The following is a 16677-nucleotide window of genomic DNA, read 5'->3' as shown; positions in this document are numbered from 1 at the left end:
CATGGGTTTAAAAAGTAAATTACATAACTTAAAACTTAAGTATAAGGATAAAAAGATGGCGCCAGCATTTAATGCACTCCATACTTTTTTATATCTGCCAAATGAGATTACACATTCTGGATCTCACGTTCGTGCAGCAGATGATTTAAAGCGTACGATGAATACGGTTATCATGTCGTTAGTGCCATGTTTAATTTTTGGTATGTTCAATGCAGGTTATCAACATCATTTAGCTTTAGGTGAGATAGAAGCCGCAGCTAATGGATTTTTTAGTGCTGCATTTTGGTCACTAGATAATTTGGTGATCGGACTCTGGAAAGTATTACCATTGGTAGTAGTTTCATATGGAGTTGGATTAGCTGTAGAGTTTTTATTCGCTGTTATTAAAGGACACGAAGTAGAAGAAGGATATTTGGTTACCGGAATGTTAGTTCCTTTAATTGTTCCCGTAGATACGCCTTTATGGATGTTATCAGTGGCAGTTATTTTTGGAGTAGTGATTGGTAAAGAAGTATTTGGTGGTACTGGAATGAATATTCTAAATCCAGCGTTAACTATTAGAGCATTTTTATTCTTTGCATATCCAACTTGGATGTCGGGAGATAAAGTGTGGGTGCATGGAGCTGTAGAAAGAGCTAATGAAATTGCTGGAGGTGCACAATTGGATGCTATTTCTGGAGAGACTGTTTTAGGAGGTTTAGCACAGGGTAAAAATATTTTAGGTTCTGGAGATGCTACGTATTCTGTTATGGATGCATTTTTTGGATTTATACCTGGTTCTGTAGGAGAAACATCGGCATTATTAATATTGTTAGGAGGAGCTTTTTTAATTTTCTCAAAAATAGGAAGCTGGAGAATTATGGTAAGTGCTGTATTAGGAACATTAGTAATGGGACTAATATTTAATGGAGTTACTAACGCAGGTTGGATAGCAGAATCAAGTAAGTTTTATGCGTTAATGAATTTGGAGTTTTGGAAACATCTTATAGTAGGAGGTATTGCTTTTGGTATTGTGTTTATGGCTACAGATCCAGTGACAGCATCTCAAACTAATAAAGGAAAATGGATTTATGGATTTTTGATAGGTTTTATTTCTATACTAATTAGAGTATTTAATCCAGCGTATCCAGAAGGTGTGTTCTTAGCAATTTTGTTAATGAACGTATTTGCCCCTACAATTGATCATTATGTAGTTCAGGGTAATGTTAAGAAAAGAATGAAACGTCTAAAATTAAAAACTGCTTAGTTATGGCGATTAATACAGATAAAAATTCATATACAATTATCTTTGCAGTTGCAATGGTAGTTGTGGTAGGTTCGATATTAGCAGGTATATCTTCGGTACTTAAACCAAATATAACGGCTAATAAAATCACAGAAAAGCAACAGAATATATTATTCGCAATGGGGATTTCGGATACGGAAGATCCTAACGAATTTGTACCTGCAGAAAAAGCACAAGAATTGTTTGATAAATATGTAGGAGATGAGCAATATATAATTACTGGAAATTCTGCTGATAAAACAACTGATGCTTTTAACATAGAAGTAAAGAAGGAGAATGATAAGGTAAAGCAGGATCCAAATTATGAGCGAAAAATGCCATTATTTATTGGTAAAAAAGACGGTCAGGAGTTTTATGTTGTGCCTATGAGAGGAAATGGTCTTTGGGATGCAATTTGGGGATATGTTTCTTTAGATAAACAATTTAAAACCGTGAAAGGTGCCTTTTTTGATCATAAAGGAGAGACTCCTGGTTTAGGAGCCAATATCAAAGAAGCTTATTTTAGAGATGACTTTATAGGAGAGAGTATTTTAGATGCTTCTGGCAATTATAAAGGAATTACCGTAAAAAAAGGTAATGGAGATCCTAAAAATGTAAGAAAAGATGATAATGCAGTAGATGCTATGGCGGGAGCTACAATCACCGGAGATGGTGTAACTGCAATGGTGAAGAAAGGAATTAAGATGTATCAACCTTATTTCGAAACTTTAAAAAAATAACAAATGGCTGAAGTAACAGAAGAAAAAGTTGAAGTTAAAGTAAAAGAGCCTAAAGAGCCATTGTTTTCCAAGAAAAACAAGAAATTATTAACGGATCCTCTAGCAGATAATAATCCTATTACTATTCAGGTATTAGGTATTTGTTCCGCACTTGCAATTACTGCCCAACTGAAGCCATCGATTGTAATGGCTATCTCGGTAATCTTTGTACTTGGTATTGGTAATGTTGTGATCTCGTTAATGAGAAATATAATCCCGTCAAAAATTAGAATTATTGTACAGTTAGTAGTAGTAGCTGCTTTGGTAATTGTAGTTGATCAAGTATTAAAAGCTTTTGCTTATACATTAAGTAAGGAACTTTCGGTTTTTATTGGTCTGATTATTACCAACTGTATTATTATGGGACGTTTCGAGGCTTTTGCTTTAGGGAATGGACCTTGGAAATCTTTTTTAGATGGTATTGGTAATGCAGCTGGATATGGAGTTTTATTGATAATAGTAGCTTTTTTTAGAGAGCTATTAGGATCAGGAACATTGTTCGGTGCCAAAGTATTGGGAGATCCAATAGAGAAAACTGGATTGTACGCTTTTGGTTATGAAAATAATGGTTTTATGGTATTAGCCCCAATGGCTTTGATAACTGTAGGGATCATTATTTGGATTCAGAGAAGTAGAAATAAAGCACTAATCGAAGATCACTAGAAAGTTCACAATTGTTGATGGTATAAAGTTACCATTAGCAATTTAAAATTATAAAAAATGGAATATTTAGAATTATTTTTAAAAGCTATCTTTATAGATAACATGGTATTTGCATTCTTCTTAGGAATGTGTTCTTACCTTGCGGTATCTAAAAAAGTATCTACTGCTGTGGGTCTAGGAGCTGCAGTTATATTCGTTCTAGCAATCACAGTACCTTTAAACTTTTTGTTAGATAAGTATATACTTAGAGAAGGTGCTTTAATATGGTTAGGTCCTGAGTACGCAGATTATGATTTAAGTTTCTTAACGTTTATCCTTTTTATTGCTACGATTGCGACTATGGTGCAATTAGTAGAGATTATTGTTGAGAAATTTTCGCCATCTTTATATAACTCATTAGGTATATTCTTGCCATTAATAGCTGTAAACTGTGCAATCCTTGGGGGGTCATTGTTTATGCAACAAAAAGAATTTCCAGCGATCTCTCATGCAGCGGTGTATGGAATTGGATCGGGAATTGGTTGGTTCTTAGCAATCCTTGCTATTGCTGCAATTAGAGAAAAGATTAGGTATTCTAACGTTCCTGCTCCTTTAAGGGGATTAGGAATCACTTTTATTTTAACTGGACTTATGGCAATTGGATTTATGAGTTTCGGAGGAATGCTTACAGGAGGAGATGAAGAGGAATCAAAGAAACAGGAAACTGTTCAGATAGAAGAGAATGCTGCTAAAGAAGTAGCAGAAAACATTAACGTTTCAACACTTAAATAATATGATATTTTTAGCGTCAACACTTGGAACAATCGCTATCACCATTATTTCATTTTTGGTACTTACTTTGGTATTGGTAGGGATTTTATTATTTGCAAAAGATAAATTATTACCATCAGGACCTGTAAAGATTACTATTAATGGTGAAAAAGAGATAGAAGTAGCTTCAGGAGGTACTTTATTATCTACGCTAGGTAGTGAAAAAATATTTTTACCATCAGCTTGTGGTGGTGGTGGAACCTGTATTCAGTGTGAATGCCACGTATTAGAAGGAGGAGGAGAAGCCTTACCAACAGAAACGCCACATTTTTCTCGTAAGGAGTTACAACATGGTGCGAGATTGGCTTGTCAGGTAAAAGTAAAACAAGATATGAATATTGAGATTCCGGAAGAAGTATTCGGAATCAAGAAATGGGAGGCTACAGTCGTTCGTAATTATAATGTAGCATCTTTTATTAAGGAGTTCGTAGTAGAAATTCCTGAAGATATGGGGTATAAGGCTGGAGGATATATCCAGATTGAGATTCCACAATGTGAGATCAAATACTCTGATATTGATATTACGGCGCATCCAGAAGAACATGATACACCAGATAAGTTTCAGGCAGAATGGGATAAGTTTGGTTTGTGGCCATTAGTGATGAAAAATAACGAAACTGTAGAGCGAGCATATTCTATGGCTTCTTACCCTGCAGAAGGTAGAGAGATTATGCTTAATGTGCGTATTGCTACTCCGCCTTGGGATAGAAGTAAAAATGGATGGATGGATGTAAATCCCGGTGTTGCTTCTTCTTATATTTTCGCACAGAAACCTGGAGATAAAGTAACTATTTCAGGACCATACGGAGAATTTTTTATCAATGAATCTGAATCAGAAATGTTATATGTAGGTGGAGGAGCTGGTATGGCGCCGATGCGTTCTCACTTATATCATTTATTCAAAACCTTGGAGACAGGTCGTAAGGTTACATACTGGTATGGAGGAAGATCGAAAAGAGAATTGTTTTATTTAGATCATTTCGAACAACTAGAAAAAAGTTTTTCTAACTTTAAATTCTATTTAGCGCTTTCTGAGCCATTAGAAGAAGATAATTGGAAAGTTAAAAGTGATATTGATGCAGAAGGAGATGGGTTCGTTGGATTTATTCACAACTGTGTGATTGATAATTATCTGAATCATCATGAATCCCCAGAAGATATAGAGTTATATTTCTGTGGTCCACCATTAATGAACAAAGCTGTTCAGAAAATGGGAGAAGATTTTGGTATTCCTGATGAGCATATCAGATTTGATGATTTTGGAGGATAGACATACAATGTCTTTAAGATAAGTAAAAGCCGATATACAATGTGATATCGGCTTTTTTTGTGAATTGTTATCTTGAGTTTAGATTCTATAAAGTACTCCAAAATATAAGCTACTTAAAGAAATGTTGGCATTAAAACGGTCTCTTTTATTTGTCCCTATATCTCCATCAGAATCATTAAAACTATCTTTAATATGCGAATATCCTATACTTCCAATTCTAGAGGTTAAAGAAAGGTTTTTGTTGACAAATAAATTAATTCCAGGAGCTGCTGTCATATTATAACTCTCATTTTTGTCAGTACTAGTCGTAAGATTATTAACTTGGAATATTCTATCCGAATCTGTTTTGATCATTTGATATCCAGCATTTAGCTCAATAAACAAAGAGACTCTTTTTTGTGGAGAAAAGTAATATCTGCCAAATATGCCCGTACTATATCCTTTTCCCTTTGAAGAGAAATCATAAAGATCATTATCATAGTTTTCTGTTTTAGAACTAATATATCCGAATTTTAAACCGGCCATAAGATGTGAGGATATGAAATACCCTATTTCTGGAATGATACTAAAATTATGCCCTTTGGTTTCAAATTTATAAGATTCTCCTTCTATATTATTTCTGAAAGATTCGGAATTTTGATAAGAATAATTCATTGTTCCGGAAATTGTAAAGTCTCCTTTTTCGAACCCAAATGAAGAATCTTCTTGTGCATAAATGCTTGATAATGTAATCGCTGTAATAAAAAGTAAAAGTGTTGTTTTCATATTGTCTTATTTAAATTTATGTTGTGAATTACTTTAAAGACAAAGGGAAAAAATAGATTGTTTATTAATATTTTGTTAATTTATACTTGTATATTTAATTAAAATAGAAAAGGGAAATCATTATTGATTTCCCTTTTACCTATTGGCTAAATGTTTATATATGAAAGACTTTAATTCATATTAGTACGTTGCATAAGATTGTTTTAAAATATTTTGATATATCAATAACAGGTTACATCACCTAGATAATATCTGCCTCCATCAAGAAATGTTTTGTCATCTTTGTAGCGCACAAGAAGATTTTCTTTACTACCATTTCTGTAATTTAAGTTTAGATATACGCTTCCGTTTTGATCTATAAATTTCCAGGTGCCGTGACTTTGGCCATTTTTTCTATAAGGGTCAAAATTAGGATCTGTAAAATTTAGATAACTGCTACCGTAATACGTAAATGCGCCATTAGGACATAGATTAATTTCTTTGCTTCGTTCATAACCACCTCCACCAGGAGTATTAGAATAATAACTTTCTGAGTAAATTAGTTTATTTCCTCCTAAATCTTTGGTTACTTGAGCTGCATTTAAACCATTAGAAGAGTTATTAGATGGTTGAGGAGTATTAAAACGTACACTATTAGCTACTTCTCTACCTATCTGTAAAGTTCGATTAGAAAATAAATCTGGACTTATTAAAGAAAATATGACGATACCTTTTCCATAAGAATTTAATAGTCCAATAGCATTTCCTTGTACCTTTTGATTGTCTATAACACCTTCATACATACCTTCTACTGATGTGTCAGATAATTTTTTAAGGTTGTTTTTTAGACGTAGTGTAACGCCTCCTTCTTGTAGTCCTAATTGCATATTATCTTGTAGTTCTTTTAAGTTCCTAACGGGATGCGCAGTAATTGCTACTAAGCCTGCTTCTTTCTGAGATCCCATAATAAAAACTTCTTCTACTTCTTGTCCTACCCAGTTTGTTGGGATATTAAAAGTTACCCCTTCTTCTTTGTATTCCACGCGACCCGTCAATTGACCGTATATACTGCTAGAAATTATCATGATGATATATATAGATTTTTTCATGTTGATTTTTTATAGTTTACATCCTTCTCTAGTAGCGATCATCGCTGTAGTTGGGTTGTACAGATTTCCTTGAGTAATGATTTCTTTTTGTTCCTCTAGTGCTTTAACTGCATAGCTCGCTAGACTGCAGTAATCTTCAAGAATTTCATTATTTAGAATGCTAAAACTAGTAGTTACATTTTCTAGATTATTGAGTTGGATGGTTGCTAGTTTTTCATTTTGTTCTATTAAAATTTTGTCAATAGTATGAATACTCGGGAGCGTAATATTCTCTAATTTTCGATTTCCATTGATTTCTAGAGAAAAATTAGCGCTATTCCCTATTAAATTTTGAAAGCCATTAATCGTAGTTAAATCGTCGTTACTAGAAATTAGGAGTTCGTTTTCAATGGTAGTTATACTATTCATTGTAACTTCTGTAAGAAGAAAATGATATCGTATTTCTATTCTTGAAGCCTTTGTCAAAGCCGGCATTTGTATTTTTTTTAGCTTACGATTAAGGGCTATTTTTATTCCGATTTGATGGCCGATGTTATTGATGATCTCTCCGTTTACTTCTTCTAAATTAGGGAACTCAAGGTTGGTTATTAGATTACCTTGAATCCATAAGTAACCATTTATCTTACGTATTTTTTCAAGAATTGACATATTACTTAATGAACTATTTTCAATAAAACTTACATGTCCATCCATAGTAAAAGCAATGTTTTCAATTCCTTTAAGGTCAGAAAGCAGTTCATTGCGGAGAATGAAAAGCCCCTTGTCAATTTTTTTAATTCTCTCAAGACCTTCTAAATTTGATATAAAGTTATTCTTCGAAATTAAAAGATCCCCTTCCATAATTTCTAGGTTTTTAAAACCTTTTAAATCCGATAAATTGGTTCTACGTATAATAAGGTTTCCATCAATTTTGTTAAGTGATTGTAATCCATCGCTATTAGTATCAGCGTAATCTATGAGAGAAAAATTGCCTGTAATTTGTGTATAGCCTTCATTAGCAAATGTTTCCATTTCTTGAAGGTTATTAATTTCATAATCTCCTTCAAAAACTTTTTCATATACCTTAAAGCCTTTAATCTCTGAATCGGTTCTAACCAAACCATCAAATACGCTTATCTGCCAATAATAGGTTTCTCCAGTAGTTAGATAATCTATAATATAGTTTTCTTCTGTATAATTAAATGCCATTTGCTGTAGACTGCCAGGACTTGGTCCAATTCTTACAGTATATGTTAATGGATCGTTTTCTTGATCCATTCCTTTCCAGGTTAGGGTAATATCTGTGAATTGTTGTATTACTTCACCATTATCGATACCTAAAAGCTCAATAGTAGGAGGAGTATTATTTTTTTCTCCAATGCTAAAGCTAAAATCGCTAGTCGTGGTTAATCCATCAACATCTCTAGCTATGATACTTCCTTCGTAAGTAGTGTCATAGGATAAATCATCTATTTGAAACGATGTACTTTCCTGATCAATGCTGATGCTTTCAGAGTTTAATATGACTTCATAAGTAACTTGTTCTCCTTCTGGATCTGTTGCTTCAGTCCAAGAAATAGTAACATCATTATTTATTATTTCTGTAGTTACCGTAAAATTAGCTGGCGCTTGATTCGTTGTGGTAGAATCGTCATTGCTACAACTAATTAAATAGCTAGCAATAAGTAATAGAAGTATTTTTTTCATTTTTGACATGGCTTATAATTATATAGCTAAGGTCTAAAATGAAGTGATACCGCGAATCAGTAATATGTTGTAAATGTGAATACTAGGGTAAACCCTGAGTTTTTTAATGCGTTAAGAAATAAAACCCATATTCATAGCATTTTTTATAAGTCCTGCTGCATTTTTAACTCCAAATTTTTGGAGGAGATTATTTCGATGACTTTCTACGGTTTTAATGCTAACTATTAATTTTTCTGCAATTTCAGCATTTGTCATTTCATCACTGATCAGTTGTAATATCTCTTTTTCACGACGGGTTAATTTTGGAATACTTCTTTTGGATTGTGGAGAACCTATACTATCATTTAATAAAATAGTTTCTACAGAACGAGGTAAAAATGTTTGATCATTCATAACGGTCTTAATCGCGTCTACCAGTTCTTCTTGTGTAGTGTTTTTTAGAAGATATCCTTTGGCTCCGCTTCTTAGCATGTTTTTTATAAAACCAGGTTCTGTGTAATTACTAACACCAATAACCTTAATGGTAGGATATGTTTTAGAGAGCTCACCACATATTGCTATCCCATTATCATTTTTAAGATTAATATCTAGAAGTAATACATCAGGGATTTCTTTTTCAAAAAAATCATAACAGTTTGCTTTATGCGTAAAACTGTTAATTACAGAAATATCGGTTTCTAATTTTAACATGGATTCTAATCCTTCTATGATCATTTGATGATCATCTAAAATACATACTTTGATCATAAGTTTTCTGTGCTGGTTTAGTAGGGGATAGTAATGGTAAAATCACTACCGTCATTTCCTGAGTTTATATGTAGATTACCTTTTAAGAAAGAAACACGTGAAGCTATATTTTGCAAACCGATTCCATTCTTCACATTTTGGATATCAAATCCTTGACCATCATCTTCGACAGTTATTTCTAAGGATTCTTCGGTATTGTTTAGCTGAATTAAAACTTCAGTAGCTTTAGCATGTTTAGCAATGTTGTTTAGTAGTTCCTGAATGATTCGATATATAGCAGTTTCTTTCTCACTATCAAAAGAAAAAGAGTTTCCGAAATCTTGAAAATCAATAGTAAAAGGATTTGTTTGTTGTATTTTATTACAATACTGTTTGATCGCTTCTAATAAGCTGAAATTATGCAAGGATGGAGGTGCTAGATTATGTGAAATTCTACGAACCTGATCAATTGCATTATCTAGCATCTCTATGGCTTGGATATGCGTATTTGTTTCGGTCTCTGAAAATGCCTTTTTGTTTAAAGAATTCATTTTAAATTTTATGACCGATAAATCACCATTAATACCATCGTGTAAGTCTTGAGCCAATCGTACTCGTTCTTTTTCTTCACCTGAGACCAAAGCTTCTAGTTTTATGATTTCTTGCTGTTTCTGAAGGTTCTCAATTTCTTGTTGTTTTCTCTTTTGTCTTTCTTTGTTGAACCAAAATGTAATACCTAATACTAATGCTAAAATACCTCCAGTAATTGACCATAAAGTGACTTGTCGTTGTTTTTTGATTAAATCTAATTCTTGATCTTGAATCTGAATTTTCTGTTCTGCAATTTCTCTTTCTTTTTTCTCGGTCTCGTATTTGATTTCTAATTGATTAACATTATTTAGTACACTTTCATTAATTATGCTATCATTTAAGGTGTTAAATTGTTCAAGGTTTTTTAAGGCATTTTTGTAATTAGATCTTCTTTTATATAGCAGATATCCTGACCTATATATCTCTCTTTTTGATTTTTTGGATTCAGATTTAATAGAAATACCTTTTTTAAATAAAGTTTCAGCTCTGTTAAAATTATTGTTGTCAACTTCTAACAATACTAGGTTTGCAATGGTTAAAATTAAATTTGAATTAAAATTATTTTCGATTTGAAGTTCATAAGATTTGTTTAAATAATATATACTACTGTCTATCTTTTTTTCTTCTCTATAAATATTTCCAATTTCAGTAAAGTTAAGAGCTACCCCCCATTTCTTATCAATCATTTTATTTAATTTGATTGATTTTCGATAGTATTTTAACGCGCTATCTGTTGCTTTTTTTTCATTAAAAATTGAACCTAGGCCATAATATACATCACTTAAACGATTCGGATTTTTTTCTCCTTCATGAATTTTTATTGCTTTTCTATACGTTTGTATCGCTTTGTTATATTGTTTTGTATTTTTATAGATTATTCCTATTGAATTTAAGACAAAACCTATGCTATCAATATTGTCATTTTTTTCATAAATAGTGATTGCTTTTTGGTATTGTTCTAAAGCCTTAGGGTAATCTCCCATCTCGCTGTAAATAACACCCAACTGGAAGGCAGCGTTTGCTATATTCTTTTCGTTGTTTTCTTTCTCCGCAAATACTTTAAATGAATTCATTTGGCTAAGCGCTAATTCTAAATTCCCTATCGTTCTGTTTATAACAGCTTTTCGATAAGAAGTGTATACTAAGCCTCTCTCATCATTAAGTTTTTTGTAAATGGCATGAGATGAATCTAGATGTTGTAGCGCTTTTTTAGAGTCAGTATACATTGTAAGCCAACCTATTCTTCCGTGAACTTTGGCAATAATTGAATCACTTTTTTTAGTATTCAGGATATTGTATAAACTATCAAGTTCTTGTGCAGGAGTAGAAAAAGAAGATAATAATAAGAATACAATTAAATAATGTTTTATAGTTTTTACTAAATGGATCATACTCAAAAATATCAAATTTAAATTATTTGGATATCAGGGGATTAATTGCTTATTAAAAACTAGGGTTTACCCTGATTTTTTCTTTTTTAAGTATCTTGCTTGGTATATGCTGTTTTTATGAAGAAATATTTTTTAATTGGATTAGGTGTTATTGCTTTAATAGTCATTCTTAGAATGAATTCAAGAGGAAAACAATTAACTAACCATGTAAAAGGAATCATAGAAAACACAATTTCAACACCCAGTTATATTAATGAATTAGGAGATTCTATTAGTACTAGAGTTACGCTTCCAAAAGGATATAAAAGAACAGTGTATCCAAAAGAATCTTTTCAGGAATATCTTCGTCATTATCGATTAAAAAATCATGGATCACCGATTATTAATTATGATAATAGCAGATACTTTGCGCAACATTGGCATGATGCTATTTTAGAAATTCCTGTTCCTGCTAATGGATTGCAACAATGTGCTGATGCTTTAATGAGAATGAGAGCAGAATATTTATGGGATGCGAATAGAAAAGATGAAATAGGATTTAACTTTACCTCAGGTCATTATTGTTCCTGGAAAAAATATGCTAAAGGATATCGACCTAAGATTCGAGGAAATAAAGTAACTTTTCATAAAACAGCATCACCTAATTCTTCTAAAGCTAATTTCTATAAATATCTCAATCTGATTTATACGTACGCCGGGACTTTATCTTTGTACACAGAACTACCTAAAATTAAAGTTAAAGATTTAACGATCGGTGATATGTTAGTAAATCCTGGAACTCCTGGGCATATAGAAATCATAGTGGACGAAATAGTAAATGATAAAGGAATGAAACTATTTTTGTTAGCACAAGGAAATACGCCAGCTCAGAATGTCTGTCTGCTTAAAAATTTTGAAGATACCAGTATTTCGCCTTGGTATAGATTTAGCGAAAATGTAGCTGTGTATACGCCTAGCTATCATTTTGAAGAGTCATTGTTTATTCGGTTTAAATAATTCAAAATTCTGCATTCTTAATTCAGAATTAAGGTACTATCTTTGCCCTGCTATGACAAGGATATTAACTAAACAAGAACTTCATAATCTGGCAATGAATATTGTTGGGGAAGAGCTAGAAGAAAGGGGTTACGAATTTATTGCGATTAATAGTAAATTAGGAAAGCATCCACAGTTTGTATGTATTGATGCTTCTAATCAAAGATACTTTGTAATTGTAAAAGCAGTAGCATATCCCGATAATCCACATAATTATGATATGGTATGGATGGAAGCATTTAAAAAGCATGCCAGAGAACAAGAGGCAAAAGTATTTTATGCAGGTGTTGGATTACAGAATTCAGAAAATCCCAATAAGCCTATTTTATTAAATGAAGAATATGTTTTAGAATATGCCGGATTACAAGTAATAGAAACACATCTTAATTAAAGCCTATGATTCGTAATCTTCTTATTTATTGCTTGCTAGTATGTCTGTTATCTTGCAAGAAAACACCGGAACAGTATCTTAATTATACAAGTGGAGATGCATTTGGCACTACATTTTCGGTTCAGTTTATTGATAAAAATGAAATTGATCTTTCTGCGTCTTATGATAGTATAATAAATGTGATTAATACCTCAATGTCGACGTATCAAAATGACTCTGATATTTCTAAAATAAACTTTGGGGATATAACCGTTTCTGTAGATAATCATTTTAAAAATGTATTTAATACTTCAAAAAGAATTTATAAAGAAACAGAAGGAGTTTTTGATCCTACTGTTGGCGTTTTGGTGAATGCTTGGGATTTTGGGCCAGAAGGTAAAATAGTAGCGTTAGATAGTCTTAAAATAGCTAGTTTATTAATCTCTGTTGGATTGGATAAAGTAACATTGCGGGATAATAAGATTATTAAACAACACCCTAAGACTTTTATTGATTTTAATGCTTTGGCAAAAGGGTACGCGGTTGATGTATTTACTGAGTTTTTGGAAGCTAAAAACTTTGAAAATTATTTAGTGGAAATAGGAGGTGAGATTAGAGGCAAAGGCAGTAACTTGATCAAAGTGAAGCCTTGGAAAATTGGAGTAGAAGATCCAAATTTTGATCAAACACAATCTTATAGTAAAGTACTTTCTTTAAAAAATGAAGCAATGGCCACTTCAGGAAGCTATCGCAAATTTAAGTTAGATGAAAATGGGAATAGGTATGCACATATTATCGATACAAAAACGGGGTATCCTCATAAGTCCAATCTCTTAAGTGTTTCGATTTTAGCTAAAACCTGTATGGAAGCCGATGCATACGCTACTGCTTTGATGTCTATGGGACTAGAGAGATCCAAACAGTTTCTAAATAAACATCCAGAACTGAAAGTTTATTTTATTTATGAAGATGATAAAAAGGAACTAAAAACACTTACGCTAAATGGTTTCCCTGATAACTAATCAAAAAAAAAAGTAGTTAACCGATCAGCTGTTTAACCATTCTTTAAAGTCATTTGTCTTTTGTCTACTTACTATAAATTCTTGATCTCTTGAGTTTGAAATAGAAAGTTTAACTCGATGATTAAAATATGAATCTATTTTCTGAATTGAATTTTTAGAAATAATTTGCCCACGATTTATTTTATAGAATTCATCAGAATTCAGTGAATTAAATAATTGATCCATAGTTTCGTTAATAATATATCTCTTATTAGAAGTTACTCCGAAGGTGATGCTATCCTCAGAATAAAAATATAGAAGATCAGAAACCTTAATTTGCACAAATCCGTTTCCATCTTTAACCAAAATCCCTATTCGATTATTGGTTACAATCTGCATGCTGTCAAGTAATTTTTTTAATACACCTGGATCGACTGTAGGTTGTTTATTGGATTTGGTAAATTTATTTAGGGCGCTATCTAATTCATCTTGCTGTATAGGTTTTAATAAATAATCTATGCTATTTACTTTAAACGCCTGAATAGCATATTGATCAAAAGCTGTGGTAAAAATGATTGGGACATCAACATCTGCTTTCTGAAAAATTTCAAAACTTAATCCATCTGCCAATTGGATATCCATAAAAACTAAATCGGGAGCAGTGTTTTTTTGAAACCATTTTACAGCATCTTCAACGGTATCGATGATATCTAATAATTGATACTTAAAATTACAAGAAGCAAGCTTACTTTGTAATTGATTTGCCGCTCTTGGTTCGTCTTCAATGATTAATACCTGCATACTTATTTTTTTGATCAGAAAGTTCTAACAATGGAAGAGAAACAATGAATTGATTTCCATCATTTTTTATTTCGATTGGTTTACTAGAAATTAATGTATAGCGTTTTTCGATATTTTTTAGTCCCAATTTTGTAGAAGGTATTTGTGTTGATTTAGGTTGAATCTCATTAGTTACGATGAGAAAATTATTTTTAGTTGCTACTAATATTACTAATGGTTTTGATCTCGAAATGACATTATGTTTTATGGCGTTTTCTAATAAAAGCTGAAGACTCATAGGTACAATCATAGCATTTAATGAAACTTTTGGAATATCCCAATTCACTTTCAGGTTATTCCCAAATCTTTCTGATTGTATATGAATATAGGACTTTGCGAATTTTAATTCATCTCTAAGTGAAATTAGATTTGCGTTTCCAGACTCCAATATAAAACGATATACATCCGATAGTTTGTCTACAAATTCTTTTGCATCCTCTTTAGAATTTTGATCAATGATATCACGCAGTGTATTAAGAGTATTAAAGAAAAAGTGTGGCTGTGCTTGATTTCTAAGCGTGTCTAATTGTGTTTGTACGATCATTTGCTTTGCTTGTTCTTCTTCTCTTATTGATTTCTTAAGTCTTATATAGAAATAAATAGCCTCATATATCGCCATGGTCATGGTACTAATCAAAATAATAGGAAGCAATATTTTAGCTCTGGATAAAGGATTATAGTTCAATCCCAAAATAAAAGATAATATTATGTTGCCGAAAAAATCTACTAAAAAAACAGTACTCACAATGGCGATAAAGAACAAAAAGATACGCTTTGAATTATCTTTAAAACTGGGTAATCTTTTTCGTAAAAAAATCATGATGGAACGAATAATAAACCAATCACAAGTAGAAAAGAAAAGGGATACACTCCAACTAATAATAGCCTTACCGAAAGGATGTCGTACAAATGAATTACTAAAAAGGTAATCTGTAATGAAGCTAAGAATTAAAATCCCTATGATAATAAACCAAAAGTCATCAAAACCTAAGTATTTTATGCGCTTCTTTTTATTAATTAACATGTTGGTTTAATTATAGTTTAAGTAAAGGCATACCTTGTTTCGCCTGATAAAATGTGAATCCTATCCACGTAGCATATAGTAATCCAAAAAATAGTACTGTAACGATCTGGTTTCTATTGGAAACCTTCCATTTCTTAGATACCCATAATGCGAATAACGGAATTATTTGTATCCCATGCAATCCGAAAAAATGAGCTACCCTCAAATCTCCACTTATTGTACTCCAATTTACCAGTGGGAGACCAGTTCCTTCATCAATAGAGCCAATATTGTGTGTCATTTGGGTTATCATCTGACCACCAACCCAGCTACCAAAAAATAAAATTAACCAACCCATTAAGATAGCATATTGAATAGATTTTGTAGTGTCTAATTTCAATCGTATTGTATCAAAAATAAATAATAGCATGATCAATACATTGATTCCAATGAAAAATCCCATTCCTAAAAATAGTATAGCATCAAAGGGAGTAGACTCGTTATAATGAGAAGGGACACCTCTAGAAGCTTGGTAAAAAATAATTGCTAATTCTAATAATAATGTACAGGAAACGATATTGTTTATAATGTTCTTCTTTCTTTTGGAGTACGGATATAAAGTGGTCAAATACCCTACGGTCAAAGTATAAATAGCTATAGAGATTGAAAATTTTAAAGGTTTGACCCAAACATTAATTCCTGCTATGGTTCTGTCGTCTATAAAAAGTCCTGTTATACATACAATCGCAGTAATAAAATTGATTAGTACCGCCCAATAAAGAATAGGGCTTTCCTTTTTTACGATACGAAATACTTCACTTAGATACTTCATTATTTTTTTAGTTTAATTGTTCTGATGATTATAAAAAGTAGAAAACCTATTGGCCCTAGCATAAATGTGGCAAAAAGGCAAGGAGCGATTAATAATTGATGAATTCCTAATTTTTTATTTTGATCTAGTATCCACATTCCAACAAGGAGGTCAAAAGCTAGATAATGTACCCAGCCAGCGAGTACAGCATTTTCTTCGGTAAATAATTCCATAACCGAACTTAAACTGCCAAAATCCATTCCTCCGCCTATTTGCATAGCTAGAAAAATATAAATAGCGTATACTATGGATAATAGTAAGGGGACTATTTTAAAATCAATTAGAAATCGAGTTACTTTCCATTTTGGAAGCAAAACCATTAAGATCCACATAGGCATAGCGATCATATTGGCAAAAGAAAAAACATCAGTCGGAGTCATATTTGTTCGGTTTTTAAATGATGAATTGATTGTTTGATGAGCTCAATTTCCTACTATTGAGAAGAACATAAAATAACTTTATCCCTGAATCGTCGCTAATTCATATTGAAATGTAATATTACAGGTTGAATAAAAAATATGGTT

17 protein-coding genes are annotated in these 16677 nt (G+C 32.0%); 8 read left to right on the top strand and 9 right to left on the bottom strand.

Annotated elements, in window-relative coordinates:
- Window position 1 precedes the first annotated feature (1 nt).
- From D1818_RS09305 to nqrF, 5 genes are read left to right on the top strand one after another with little or no spacing between them, the layout of a single operon-like run.
- Window positions 2–1246: an NADH:ubiquinone reductase (Na(+)-transporting) subunit B gene (locus tag D1818_RS09305; protein ID WP_118458259.1), complete on the top strand. Its 1245-nt coding sequence runs from the start codon at window positions 2–4 to the stop codon at window positions 1244–1246.
- A gap of 2 nt (window positions 1247–1248) precedes the next feature.
- Complete coding sequence (locus tag D1818_RS09300) at window positions 1249–2004, top strand: Na(+)-translocating NADH-quinone reductase subunit C (protein WP_118458256.1); 756 nt, start codon at window positions 1249–1251, stop codon at window positions 2002–2004.
- Window positions 2005–2007: 3 nt separating this feature from the next.
- A complete protein-coding gene (locus D1818_RS09295) occupies window positions 2008–2706 on the top strand; it encodes an NADH:ubiquinone reductase (Na(+)-transporting) subunit D (protein ID WP_051336378.1) in 699 nt (232 codons plus the stop codon).
- Between the two features lie 57 nt (window positions 2707–2763).
- On the top strand, window positions 2764–3477 hold the full coding sequence (gene nqrE, locus D1818_RS09290) for an NADH:ubiquinone reductase (Na(+)-transporting) subunit E (protein ID WP_118458254.1): 714 nt from the start codon (window positions 2764–2766) through the stop codon (window positions 3475–3477).
- A gap of 1 nt (window position 3478) precedes the next feature.
- The gene (nqrF, locus tag D1818_RS09285; protein ID WP_118458251.1) at window positions 3479–4786 is read left to right on the top strand and encodes an NADH:ubiquinone reductase (Na(+)-transporting) subunit F; all 1308 of its coding nucleotides are present in this window, start codon (window positions 3479–3481) and stop codon (window positions 4784–4786) included.
- A gap of 78 nt (window positions 4787–4864) precedes the next feature.
- On the opposite strand, the gene D1818_RS09280 is transcribed toward nqrF, so the two are convergent.
- The 5 genes from D1818_RS09280 to D1818_RS09260 all read right to left on the bottom strand — a co-directional run bounded on the left by D1818_RS09280 (window position 4865) and on the right by D1818_RS09260 (window position 11033).
- Entirely contained in the window at window positions 4865–5551 is a 687-nt protein-coding gene (locus D1818_RS09280) for an outer membrane beta-barrel protein (RefSeq protein WP_118458249.1), read from the bottom strand.
- A 221-nt stretch (window positions 5552–5772) separates the two neighbouring features.
- Window positions 5773–6639: a hypothetical protein gene (locus tag D1818_RS09275; protein WP_118458247.1), complete on the bottom strand. Its 867-nt coding sequence runs from the start codon at window positions 6637–6639 to the stop codon at window positions 5773–5775.
- A 9-nt stretch (window positions 6640–6648) separates the two neighbouring features.
- The gene (locus tag D1818_RS09270; protein ID WP_158597063.1) at window positions 6649–8325 is read right to left on the bottom strand and encodes a fibronectin type III domain-containing protein; all 1677 of its coding nucleotides are present in this window, start codon (window positions 8323–8325) and stop codon (window positions 6649–6651) included.
- A gap of 111 nt (window positions 8326–8436) precedes the next feature.
- On the bottom strand, window positions 8437–9072 hold the full coding sequence (locus D1818_RS09265; protein WP_118458243.1) for a response regulator transcription factor: 636 nt from the start codon (window positions 9070–9072) through the stop codon (window positions 8437–8439).
- 17 nt (window positions 9073–9089) lie between these two features.
- A complete protein-coding gene (locus tag D1818_RS09260) occupies window positions 9090–11033 on the bottom strand; it encodes a sensor histidine kinase (RefSeq protein WP_118458241.1) in 1944 nt (647 codons plus the stop codon).
- A 117-nt stretch (window positions 11034–11150) separates the two neighbouring features.
- On the opposite strand from D1818_RS09260, the gene D1818_RS09255 reads away from it, so the two are divergent.
- The 3 genes from D1818_RS09255 to D1818_RS09245 are packed head-to-tail and all read left to right on the top strand — an operon-like array spanning window position 11151 to window position 13460.
- The gene (locus D1818_RS09255; RefSeq protein WP_118458239.1) at window positions 11151–12029 is read left to right on the top strand and encodes a DUF4846 domain-containing protein; all 879 of its coding nucleotides are present in this window, start codon (window positions 11151–11153) and stop codon (window positions 12027–12029) included.
- Between the two features lie 52 nt (window positions 12030–12081).
- The gene (locus D1818_RS09250; protein ID WP_118458237.1) at window positions 12082–12459 is read left to right on the top strand and encodes a Na(+)-translocating NADH-quinone reductase subunit F; all 378 of its coding nucleotides are present in this window, start codon (window positions 12082–12084) and stop codon (window positions 12457–12459) included.
- A 5-nt stretch (window positions 12460–12464) separates the two neighbouring features.
- Window positions 12465–13460 (top strand): FAD:protein FMN transferase, encoded by a 996-nt coding sequence (locus D1818_RS09245; RefSeq protein WP_118458235.1) that lies wholly within the window; start codon window positions 12465–12467, stop codon window positions 13458–13460.
- Window positions 13461–13484: 24 nt separating this feature from the next.
- On the opposite strand, the gene D1818_RS09240 is transcribed toward D1818_RS09245, so the two are convergent.
- From D1818_RS09240 to D1818_RS09225, 4 genes are read right to left on the bottom strand one after another with little or no spacing between them, the layout of a single operon-like run.
- On the bottom strand, window positions 13485–14240 hold the full coding sequence (locus tag D1818_RS09240; protein ID WP_118458232.1) for a LytTR family DNA-binding domain-containing protein: 756 nt from the start codon (window positions 14238–14240) through the stop codon (window positions 13485–13487).
- Window positions 14221–15303, bottom strand: a complete 1083-nt coding sequence (locus D1818_RS09235; RefSeq protein WP_118458229.1) for a sensor histidine kinase — start codon at window positions 15301–15303, stop codon at window positions 14221–14223. The genes D1818_RS09240 and D1818_RS09235 overlap by 20 nt, the downstream gene beginning before the upstream one ends.
- Window positions 15304–15313: 10 nt before the next feature.
- Complete coding sequence (locus D1818_RS09230; RefSeq protein ID WP_118458227.1) at window positions 15314–16114, bottom strand: hypothetical protein; 801 nt, start codon at window positions 16112–16114, stop codon at window positions 15314–15316.
- Window positions 16114–16533, bottom strand: coding sequence for an ABA4-like family protein (locus D1818_RS09225; protein WP_118458225.1), 420 nt, complete (start codon window positions 16531–16533; stop codon window positions 16114–16116). Before D1818_RS09225 ends, D1818_RS09230 begins: the two co-directional genes overlap by 1 nt.
- Between the last annotated feature and the right edge of the window lie 144 nt (window positions 16534–16677).

Source organism: Aquimarina sp. BL5, from assembly GCF_003443675.1.
In the GTDB taxonomy this organism is placed as follows: domain Bacteria; phylum Bacteroidota; class Bacteroidia; order Flavobacteriales; family Flavobacteriaceae; genus Aquimarina.
Note: the sequence above shows the minus strand (reverse complement) of the source record. Positions and strands in the feature narration are given on the sequence as shown.